The 304-nt window shown below is 61.8% G+C and carries 1 pseudogene; it reads left to right on the forward strand.

Features of this window, described 5'->3' with window-relative positions:
• Positions 1-304 (forward strand): annotated as a pseudogene (locus tag SB660_RS19710) (iron ABC transporter permease); the annotation flags it as partial.

Raw genomic sequence — 304 nt, forward strand, 5'->3', positions numbered from 1 at the left:
GTTGGGCGATCACCACATTCCTGCTTCTGCCCAACGCCGAACTGCTAAAGCAGGTCTTCACAGACGCTTCGGGCGCGCCGTCGTTCCGATCGTTCGAGCGCCTCTTCAGCTCAGAACGTGCGGTCACATCGCTCTGGCATAGCCTCATCCTCGCCGTGATCATCTCGATCACGGTGAACGCCGTCGGCATCTTCCTGGTGCTCGTCACCCGCTTCTACGCGGTGCGGGGTGGCCGGCTGCTCTGGCTCGGCTACGCCAGCACACTGATCTGTGGCGGCATCGTCCTCGTGTTCGGCTACAAACA

The organism is Bacillus sp. SIMBA_005, assembly GCF_046535585.1.
GTDB lineage: Bacteria > Bacillota > Bacilli > Bacillales > Bacillaceae > Bacillus > Bacillus pumilus.